Below are 10,810 nucleotides of genomic sequence, written 5' to 3'. Positions count from 1 at the left end.
TCCGTCCGGACCGAAAGGCGAACGCGGCGCGGGGCGCCGGGAATTCAATTCCCGGCGCCCCGCGCCCTTTTCTTTTCCGTGCCCCGTCCGACCCTGTCAGGTCCTGCCTCCGCCGTGCTCTTGCGCCGCACTTGCGGCGTGCTACCGCGGCACTTCCCATGCTCGAACGAGCCCCTCGAAAAGGCCGTCTAGAGGGGTTTCCAGGGGGACTGTTAGGGGTTGTCGGGCCGCTTCGGCGAACCATAAATTTGCCGCACAGGCTGCGCCAATAGGGTCGACGAGAGAACTGGAATGCGTCGCGAATATCGGGCAGCTTTTCCATTAATTGAGCTGGCTGGTCGTTTCCCAGGGGTGGTACTGGATGGCGAACGAAGAAACTCTTCGGGATTACCTCAAGTGGGTCACGGCCGATCTGGCCAAGACCAAACAGAGGGTGAAGGATCTCGAATCGGCGCAGCAGGAGCCCATCGCCGTCGTCGGCATGGGCTGCCGGTTCGCCGGCGGCGTCGAGAGCCCCGAGGACCTCTGGCGCCTGGTGGCCGACGGTACCGACGCCATCTCCGGCTTCCCCCGTACCCGGGGCTGGGACCTGGAGCGGCTCCTCGGCACCGACGGCTCCGCCGCCGGCACCTCCGCCACCCGCGAGGGCGGATTCCTCCACGACGCCGGCGAGTTCGACGCCGCGTTCTTCGGGATCTCCCCGCGCGAGGCCCTCGCCATGGACCCCCAGCAGCGCCTCCTCCTGGAAACCTCCTGGGAGGCCGTCGAACGCGCCGGCATCGACCCGGCCTCGCTGCGCGGCACCGCCACGGGCGTCTTCGTCGGAACCACCAGCCAGGACTACGCGACCCTGCTCCAGCAGGCGCCGCCCGAGACCGCCGGCTACTTCCTGACCGGTACCGCCGCCAGCGTCGTCTCCGGCCGCATCGCCTACGCGCTCGGCCTCGAAGGCCCCGCCGTCTCCGTCGACACGGCCTGCTCCACCTCCCTCGTCGGCATGCACCTCGCCGTCCGCGCCCTGCGGGCCGGCGAGTGCGAACTCGCCCTCGCCGGCGGTGCCACCGTGATGTCCACCCCCGCCGCCTTCCTCGGCTTCAGCCAGCAGGGCGGCCTGGCCGCCGACGGCCGCGTCAAGGCGTTCTCCGGCGCCGCCGACGGCACCGCCTGGGGCGAAGGCGTCGGCGTGGTCGTCCTGGAGCGCCTCTCCGACGCGCGCAGGAACGGCCACCCGGTCCTCGCCGTGGTCCGCGGCTCCGCCGTCAACCAGGACGGCGCCTCCAACGGCCTCACCGCCCCCAACGGCCCCTCCCAGCAGCGCGTCATCCTCCAGGCGCTGACCAGCGCCGGACTCACCCCCGCCGACGTGGACGTGGTCGAGGCGCACGGCACCGGAACCACCCTCGGCGACCCGATCGAGGCCGACGCGCTCCTCGCCACCTATGGCCAGGGCCGCCCGGACGACCGGCCGCTCCACCTCGGTTCGCTGAAGTCCAACATCGGCCACACGCAGGCCGCCGCCGGCGTCGGCGGCGTCATCAAGATCGTCCAGGCGCTGCGGCACGGCATGCTGCCCAAGACCCTCCACGTGGACGAGCCCACCCCGCACGTCGACTGGAGCGCCGGCGCGGTCCGGCTGCTGACCGAGGCCCGCGACTGGTCCGCGGGGGACCGCCCGCGCCGCGCCGGCGTCTCCTCGTTCGGCATGAGCGGCACCAACGCCCACCTCATCCTCGAAGAGGCCCCGCCCGCCGAGGCCGTCGAATCCGCCGAGCCCGCCGAGCCGGTCGCGTCCGCGCAGGACGCGGGCACCGCCCCGCGCCACCCCGCCGTACCGGACCGCCTCCTGCCCTGGATCGTCTCCGGCCGCACCGAGGACGCCCTGCGCGCCCAGGCCGACCGCCTCGCCCGCGCCTTCGCCGACACCGCAACCGCCCCCGCGGCCACCGACATCGGCCACGCCCTGGCCACCACGCGCACCGCGTTCACCCACCGTGCCGTCGTCCTCGGCCCCGACCACGTCGCCGGGCTGGCGGCCGTGGCCGACGACAGCTCACGGTCCGGCGTGGTCAGCGGCACGGTCCGCACCGGCCGGACGGGTTTCCTGTTCACGGGTCAGGGTGCGCAGCGCGCCGGGATGGGGCGCGGGCTGTATGCGGCCTTCCCGGTGTTCGCGGAGGCGCTGGATGCCGTGTGTGCGGAGATCGACCCGGTGTTGGGGCGTTCGCTGCGGGAGGTGATGTTCGCCGGCGAGTCTGCTGAGCTGGACCGTACGGAGTTCACGCAGCCGGCGCTGTTCGCGATCGAGGTGGCGCTGTTCCGGCTCGTGGAGAGCTGGGGCATGCGCCCCGACTATCTCCTCGGGCACTCCATTGGTGAGATCGCCGCCGCGCATGTCGCCGGGGTGTTCTCCCTCTCTGACGCGGCGCGTCTGGTCGTCGCCCGCGGCCGGCTGATGCAGGCGCTGCCGCAGGGTGGCGCGATGCTGTCGGTGCGGGCTTCCGAGGCGGAGGTGGCCGAGCTGGTCGCCGCGTACGAGGACGTGAGTATCGCGGCCGTCAACGGGCCGAGTTCTGTCGTGGTCTCGGGTGCCGAGGACTCGGTGACCGCCATCGCGGGTCTGCTGGCCGGGCGGGGTGTGAAGACCAAGCGGCTCACGGTGAGCCACGCGTTCCACTCGCCGCTGATGGACCCGATGCTGGACGAATTCCGTACCGTCCTGGCGTCGATTGCCTTCGCCGCCCCGACCCTCGCCGTGGTCTCCAACCTCACGGGTGAGGTGGCTTCCGCGGAAGAGCTCTGCTCGCCCGACTACTGGGTGCGGCACGTCCGCGAGGCCGTCCGCTTCGCCGACGGCGTCACCACCCTGCACGCGCAGGGCGTGTCCCGGTTCGTGGAACTGGGCCCGGACGGCGTGCTGGCCGCGATGGGCGCCGACTGCGTCGAGGACGGCGTGTTCGTGCCGGTGCTGCGCAAGGGCCGCGACGAGGCCGAGTCGGCCGTGACGGCCGCCGCCCAGGCCTACGTCCACGGCGCACCGGTGGAGTGGGCGGCGTTCTTCGCCGGGACCGGCGCCCGGAACGTGGACCTCCCGACGTACGCCTTCCAGCACCAGGAGTTCTGGCTGAAGCCGTCCGAGGACCCGGCGTCCCCGGCCCCGACCGCCGAAGCCGACGCCGCCGACGCGGAGTTCTGGGCGGCGGTGGAGCGTGAGGACCTGGGTGCTCTGGCCGAGGCCCTGGACGTCGAGGGCGGTTCGCTGGGTGCTGTGCTGCCGGCGCTGTCTTCGTGGCGTAGGCGTCGGCGTGAGCAGTCGGCGGTGGACGGGTGGCGTTACCGGGTCGCCTGGAAGCCGTTGGCCGAGCCGGCGTCGACGGAGTCGGCTGGTTCGTGGCTGGTGGTGGCGGACGAGGACGGTCCGCTGACCGAGTGGGTGGCCGGTGCGTTGGCCGGGCGGGTTGTGGTCGTGCCTTCGGGTGAGGGCCGGGTGGAGCTTGCCGGGCGTGTGGCCGGGCTGGTGGACGGTGTCACGGGTGTGGTGTCGTTGCGTGGCCTGGTCGGGACGCTGGAGCTGGTCCAGGCTCTGGGTGATGCCGAGTGCGAGGCGCCGCTGTGGTCGCTGACGCAGGGTGCCGTGTCGATCGGCCGTTCGGACGCGTTGCGTGCGGAGGGTGTGGAGCAGTCCCTGGTGTGGGGTCTGGGCCGGGTCGTGGCCCTGGAGCACCCGGGGCGTTGGGGTGGTCTGGTCGACCTTCCCGAGGTGCTGGACGAGCGGGCTGCCGCTCGTGTGCGGGGGCTGCTGTCGGGTTCCTCGGACGAGGACCAGGTCGCCGTGCGTGCGGCGGGTGTCTATGGCCGTCGCCTGCGGCCGGCCGAGCCGTCCTCGTCCGATTCCGAGGGTTGGCGTCCGCGCGGGACGGTTGTGGTGACGGGTGGTACGGGTGCGCTGGGTGCGCATGTGGCGCGTTGGCTGGTGGCCGAAGGCGCCGAGCACGTGGTGCTGACCAGCCGTCGGGGACTTGATGCGCCTGGTGCGAAGGAGCTCGCGGACGAGCTCGGCTCCGATGCGGTGCGGGTGTCCGTTGTGGCCTGTGATGTGGCTGATGCCGGTCAGGTTCGTGCGCTCGTGGAGGGTCTGGAGGTGGACGGCCCGGTCCGGGGTGTCGTGCACGCGGCCGGTGTGGAGCAGCTGAACGCGTTGATGGCGGGTTCGGCGGAGGAGTACGCCCGCGTTCTGGCGGCGAAGGTGGAGGGTGCCCGTCATCTGGACGCCCTGTTCAGTGAGCCCTCCCGGGCCGGGGAGCTGGACGCGTTCGTGCTGTTCTCCTCGATTTCTGCCGTCTGGGGTTCCGGTGGCCAGGGTGCGTACGCGGCGGCGAACACGTATCTGGACGCTCTGGCGCAGTGGCGTCAGGCGCGCGGTCAGGTGGCGACCTCCGTCGCCTGGGGCCCCTGGGGCGGCAGCGGCATGTCCGTACGAGACGGCGCGAAGGAGGCCCTTGAGAAGCGCGGCCTGCCCGTGATGGACCCGGCCCTGACCGTCGCCGCGCTGCGGCACGCGGTCGGCCGGGACCACGCCACCACCACCGTGTGCGACGTGCGCTGGGAGCTCTTCGAGCCGGTGTTCACGGTGACCAGGCCCAGCCCGCTCCTCTCCGAACTGCCCGCCGTACGGGCCCTGGCCGAGGAGGCGGCCGCGCACGACACCGTCGGCGCGGGCGCCGCGTCCGGGGCCGGCGACGGTCTGCGGGCCCGGCTCGCGGGGCTGTCCGCGGCCGACCGGCGCCGTTGCGTGCTGGAACTCGTACGGACCGAGGCGGCCTTCGTGCTCGGCCATCCCGACGCCTCGGGGATCACCGGGACCACCCCGTTCCGGGAGCTCGGCTTCGACTCGCTGACCACCATCGACCTGCGCAACCGGCTCGCGACCGCGACCGGGCTGCGCTTCCCCACCACCCTCGTCTTCGACTACCCGACCGCCGGGGAGATCGCCGACCACGTCCTCGACGGGCTCGGCGACGACGGACCGGCGGCCCCCGCCGACGCGTCCGCCGTCCCGGAGCGCGCCCCGCGCCCCACCGACGAGCCCATCGCGATCGTCGGCATGAGCTGCCGGTTCCCCGGCGGCGTCACCTCCCCCGAGGAGCTGTGGCGGCTCGTCGCCGACGGCGTGGACGCCATCGGCCCCTTCCCCCGCGACCGGGGCTGGAACGTGGACGCGACCGACGGCGGCCCCCTGCGCGAGGGCGACCACACCCTGGACGCCGGCTACCTCGACGGCGCGGGCCGTTTCGACCCCGGCTTCTTCGGGATCTCGCCCCGCGAGGCCCTCGCCATGGACCCCCAGCAGCGCCTCCTCCTCGAAGCCTCCTGGGAGGCCATCGAGCGCGCCGCGACCGACCCGGGCAGCCTGCGCGGCACCCGCACGGGTGTGTTCGTCGGCGCCTCCTACCAGGGATACGCCTCCGACGTGCGGGAACTGCCCGACGAGGTCGCCGGATACCTGCTGACGGGCACCCAGACCGCCGTGATGTCCGGCCGCATCGCCTACGCCCTCGGCCTCGAGGGCCCGGCGGTGACCGTCGACACGGCCTGCTCGTCCTCCCTCGTGGCGCTGCACCTCGCCGTGCAGGCCCTGCGCAACGACGAATGCGACCGGGCGCTGGCCGGCGGCGTGTCCGTCAACGTGACGCCCGCCGTCTTCGCCGAGTTCGCCCGCCAGGGCGGCCTGTCCGGCGACGGCCGCTGCAAGGCCTTCTCCGCCGACGCCGACGGCACCGGCTGGTCCGAGGGTGTCGGCATGCTCCTCGTGGAGCGGCTCTCCGACGCCGAACGCAACGGGCACCGCGTCCTCGCCGTCATCCGCGGCTCCGCCGTCAACCAGGACGGCGCCAGCAACGGCCTCACCGCCCCCAACGGCCCCGCCCAGCAGCGCGTCATCCGCGCCGCCCTCGCCAACGCGGGCCTGACGCCCGCCGGCGTCGACGCCGTCGAGGCGCACGGCACCGGCACCGTGCTCGGCGACCCCATCGAGGCGCAGGCCCTCCTGGCCACCTACGGGCAGGAACGGTCCGGCGGCGAACCGCTGTGGCTCGGCTCCGTCAAGTCCAACATCGGCCACCCGGCCGCCGCCGCCGGCGTCGCCGGCGTCATCAAGACCGTGATGGCCCTGCGGCACGCGCAGCTTCCCCCCACCCTCCACGCCGACGCCCGCTCGCCGCACGTCGACTGGGCCTCCGGCGCGGTGGACCTGCTCACGGAGGGCCGGCCGTGGCCCGAGAGCGGCCGTGCCCGCCGGGCCGGCGTGTCCTCGTTCGGCGTCAGCGGCACCAACGCCCACGTCATCCTGGAACAGGCCCCCACGGCCCCCGGCACGACCACCGACACCTCGACCGACACCGACACCGACGCCGGACACCGTGCCCCCGCCGAGGGCCGGTTCCTGCCGTGGGTCGTCTCCGGCCGCACCGAGGCCGCCCTGCGCGCCCAGGCCGACCGCCTGCACACCTACGCGGCGACCGCGACCGCAGCCGGCGGCGCGCTCCCCGACCCCCTCGACGTCGCGTACTCGCTGACGGCCACCCGCGCCGCCCTCGAGCACCGCGCGGTCGTCCTCGCCGACGACCGCGACGGCCTCCTCGCCGGACTCAGGGCCCTCGCGGACGGCCTGACCGACCCCCGCGTCCTGCGCGGCACCGTCGTCGAAGGCAGCCGCGGTGCGGCCGGCCGCACCGCGTTCCTGTTCACCGGACAGGGCGCCCAGCGCAGCGGAACCGGCCGCGAGCTGTACGCCCGCCACCCCGCCTACGCGGACGCGTTCGACGAGGTCTGCGCGCACCTCGACCCGCACCTGGAGCGCCCGCTGCGCGAGGTGCTCTTCGCCGCCGAGGACACCGCCGAGGCCGCGCTGCTGCACCGCACCGACTTCGCGCAGGCGGCCCTGTTCGCCGTCGAAGTCGCCCTGTTCCGCCTCGTCGAGCACTGGGGCATCACCCCCGACCAGCTGCTCGGCCACTCCATCGGCGAGATCGCCGCCGCGCACGTCGCCGGGGTGTTCACCCTCGAGGACGCGGCCCGGCTCGTCGCCGCACGCGGCCGGCTCATGGCCGCGCTGCCCGCCGGCGGCGCCATGGTCTCCGCGGAGGCCTCCGAGGACGAGGTGCTGCCGCTGCTCGCCGACCACGACCAGGTGGCCGTCGCCGCCGTCAACGGCCCCCGCACCGTGGTGGTCTCCGGCGCCGAGGACCAGGTCGCCGCCGTCGCCGGGGCCCTCGCCGAACGCGGCGTGCGGACCAAGCGGCTCACCGTCAGCCACGCCTTCCACTCCCCGCTCATGGAGCCGGTCCTCGCCGACTTCCGCAAGGAGGCCGAAGGGGTCGCCTACGCGCCGCCGCGCATCCCCCTCGTCTCCAACCTCACCGGCCGCACCGCCGACCCCGACGAGATCACCACCGCCGACTACTGGGTGCGCCACCTGCGCCACGCCGTACGGTTCGCCGACGGCGTGCGCACCCTCCACGAGCAGGGCGTCACCCGCTTCCTCGAACTCGGCCCGCAGGGCGTCCTGTGCGCCATGGGCCGCACCTGCCTGCCCGACACGGCGGCCGACGGCCCGGCCGCCGGCGCCGACGAGACCCTGTTCGTGCCGCTGCTGCGCCGCGACCGGCCCGAGGAGCACAGCGCGGTGACCGCGCTGGCCCACCTCCACCTGACCGGCAGCGAACCGCACTGGCCGGCCCTGTTCGCCGGAACCGGAGCCCAGACCGTCGACCTGCCCACGTACGCCTTCCAGCACCAGCACTACTGGCTGCACGCCACCCCCGGCACCGCCGACGTCACCACCGCCGGCCTGCGCCGCGTCACGCACCCGCTGCTCGGCGCCGCCGTGGCCTCCGCGCACACCGACGAACTGCTGTTCACCGGCCGGCTGTCGCTCGCCCTGCAGCCCTGGCTCGCCGACCACGCCGTCGCCGGCACCGCCCTGCTGCCCGGCACCGCCTTCGTCGACCTCGCCGTCACGGCCGGCGACGAGACCGGCTGCGGCCACCTGGAAGAGCTCACCATCGAGGCGCCGCTGACGCTCGCCGAGGGCGCCGCCCGCGACCTGCGGCTGTGGGTCGCCCCCGCCGACGACACCGGCCGGCGCACCGTCACCGTCCACTCCAGGCCGGCCGACGCGGCCGACGACACGCCCTGGATCCGGCACGCCGGCGGCGTCCTCGCCCCCGACGCACCGGCCCCGCGCCCCGACGACGCGCTCGCCGCCTGGCCGCCCGCCGACGCCTCCCCGGTACCCGTCGACGGCCTCTACGACCACCTCGACACCATCGGCTACGGCTACGGCCCCGTCTTCCAGGGGCTGCGCGCCGCCTGGCGCGGCCCCGACGCCGTCTACGCGGAGGTCGCCCTGCCCCAGGAAGCGGCGGGCGACGCGGGCCGGTTCGGCCTGCACCCCGCCGTCCTCGACGCGGCCCTGCACGCCATGGGCCTGTCCGCCCCCGGCACCCTCGGCGACACCGCCGGGGACTGGGACACCGCCGCCGTGCCCCGCCTGCCGTTCGCCTGGACCGGCGTCACCCTGCACGCCTCCGGCGCCCCCGCCGTCCGCGTCCGTATCCGCCGCACCGGCTCCGACGGGGTCACCCTCACCCTCGCCGACGGCACCGGAGCACCCGTCGCCACCGTCGACTCCCTCGTGCTGCGGCCCGTCGCCCGCGAACAGCTGGCGACCGGAGCGGCCGGCGACGACCGGCTCTTCACCGTCGACTGGACGGACGTCACCACCCCCGACGGCCCCGGATCCCCCGGGGACTGGGCCGTCCTCGGCGACGGCGCGGACGACGTCCTCGACGCGCTGCGGACGGCCGGCGCCACCGCCGCCGTCCACCGCGACGGGCACGTACCCGCCGTCCTCGTCGCCGACTTCCGCACCACGGCGCCCGCCCCGGACACCGACGTCCCGCAGGCCGTCCGCGACACCACCGGCCACGTCCTGGACCTGCTCCAGCGCACCCTCGCCGACGACGCCCTCGCCGGCACCCCCCTGGTGGTGCTGACCGGCGGCGCCGTCTCCACCCGCGCCGCCGAACCGGTCCACGACCTGCCCGGAGCGGCCCTCTGGGGCCTCGTGCGCTCCGCGCAGTCCGAGAACCCAGGCCGGATCGTCCTCGTCGACACCGACGGCGACGCCCGCTCCCTCGCCGCGCTGCCCGCCGCGCTCACCGCCGGCGAACCCCAGCTCGCCCTCCGCGAAGGCCGCCCGGCCGCACCCCGCCTGGTCCGCCTCGCACCCGCCGAAAGCCCCGGCGGCGACCCCGCCGACGGCCCGCACTACGACCCCGACCGGACGGTGCTCCTCACCGGCGGCACCGGCGAACTCGGCCGGCTCGTCGCCCGCCACCTCGTCGCCGAGCACGGCGTGCGCCACCTGCTGCTCGCCGGCCGGCAAGGCCCCGCCGCCGACGGCGTCGACGCACTCGTCGCCGAACTCGACGCGGCGGGAGCCCGTACCACCGTCGTCGCCTGCGACGTCTCCGTACGCGACGACGTGCGCGCCCTGCTCGCGGCCGTGCCCGCCGACCACCCCCTCGGCGCGGTGGTGCACCTCGCCGGCACCGTCGACGACGGCGTCCTGCCCTCCCTCACCCCCGAACGGCTGGACCGCGTACTGCGGCCCAAGGCTGACGCGGCCTGGCACCTGCACGAGCTCACCGCCGGCCGGGACCTGACGGCCTTCACGCTGTTCTCCTCCGCCGCCGGCACCTTCGGCGGCCCCGGCCAGGCCAACTACTCCGCCGCCAACTCCTTCCTCGACGCCCTCGCCCAGCACCGCCGCACCATGGGCCTGCCCGCGCTGTCGCTGGCCTGGGGGCCCTGGGCCGAAGGCGGCATGATCGGCCGCCTCGACGAGAACGACGTACGCCGCTTCGCCCGCTCCGGCATGACCCCCCTCCAGGCCGACCAGGGCCTCGCCCTGTTCGACCGGGCGGGCGCCGCCGGCCGCGCCGTGGCTGTGCCCATCGGCCTCGACCCCGGCACGGCCGCCGGACGGACCGGCGAGGTGCCGCCGCTACTGCGTGCCCTCGTCCGACGCCCCCGGCGTCCCTCGGCCGCCCGGCAGACCCCCGCCGCCGAGAGCGCGGCCTCGCTGCGGCAGAGGCTGCTCGACACCCCCGGACCCGAACGGGACACCGTCCTGCTGGACCTGATCCGCGGTCAGGCGGCGGCCATCCTCGGCCACGCCTCCCCCCACGACGTCGACGTCAGCCGCGGCTTCCTCGACATCGGCTTCGACTCGCTGACCGCCGTCGAACTGCGCACCCTCCTCAACGCGGCCACCGGCCTGCGCCTGCCGGCCACCCTCGTGTTCGACCACCCCACCCCCGAAGCGCTCGCCGCCCACATCCGCGGCGAACTGCTCCAGGAGGAGGAGGTCACCGCGCTCGGCCTGCTCGGCGAGATCGACCGGCTGGAGAAGGCACTGGCACAGGTGCCCGCCGACGACGAGGACCGCGCGAAGGTCACCCAGCGGCTGCGCGAGCTCCAGAGCGCCTGGACCGACGTCCGGTCCACCCCTGGCGGCACCTCCGCCGACGAGATCGAGATCGGATCGGCGACCGCCGACGACCTCTTCGACCTGCTCGACGACGAACTCGGCCTGTCCTGACCCGGCCGGCCACCCGGTGTGGTCCCGGCGACGGGACCACACCGCACCCATGACCCCACCGGCCCCCCGACGGGGCCCCGGCCGCCCCCATCCGGGGCGGCACCGCAGGCTTGGACCGGCTCCGGCCGGCTTGAACAGGAGTGACGT

At 74.8% G+C, this 10,810-nt stretch carries 1 protein-coding gene; it reads left to right on the top strand.

What is annotated here, in order from left to right; all coding sequences use genetic code 11:
* Window positions 1–325 precede the first annotated feature (325 nt).
* Window positions 326–10,663, top strand: coding sequence for a type I polyketide synthase (locus B4U46_RS35790; protein ID WP_237293460.1), 10,338 nt, complete (start codon window positions 326–328; stop codon window positions 10,661–10,663).
* Window positions 10,664–10,810 lie beyond the last annotated feature (147 nt).

It is taken from the genome of Streptomyces katrae, from assembly GCF_002028425.1.
Taxonomy (GTDB): domain Bacteria; phylum Actinomycetota; class Actinomycetes; order Streptomycetales; family Streptomycetaceae; genus Streptomyces; species Streptomyces katrae_A.
Note: the sequence above shows the minus strand (reverse complement) of the source record. Positions and strands in the feature narration are given on the sequence as shown.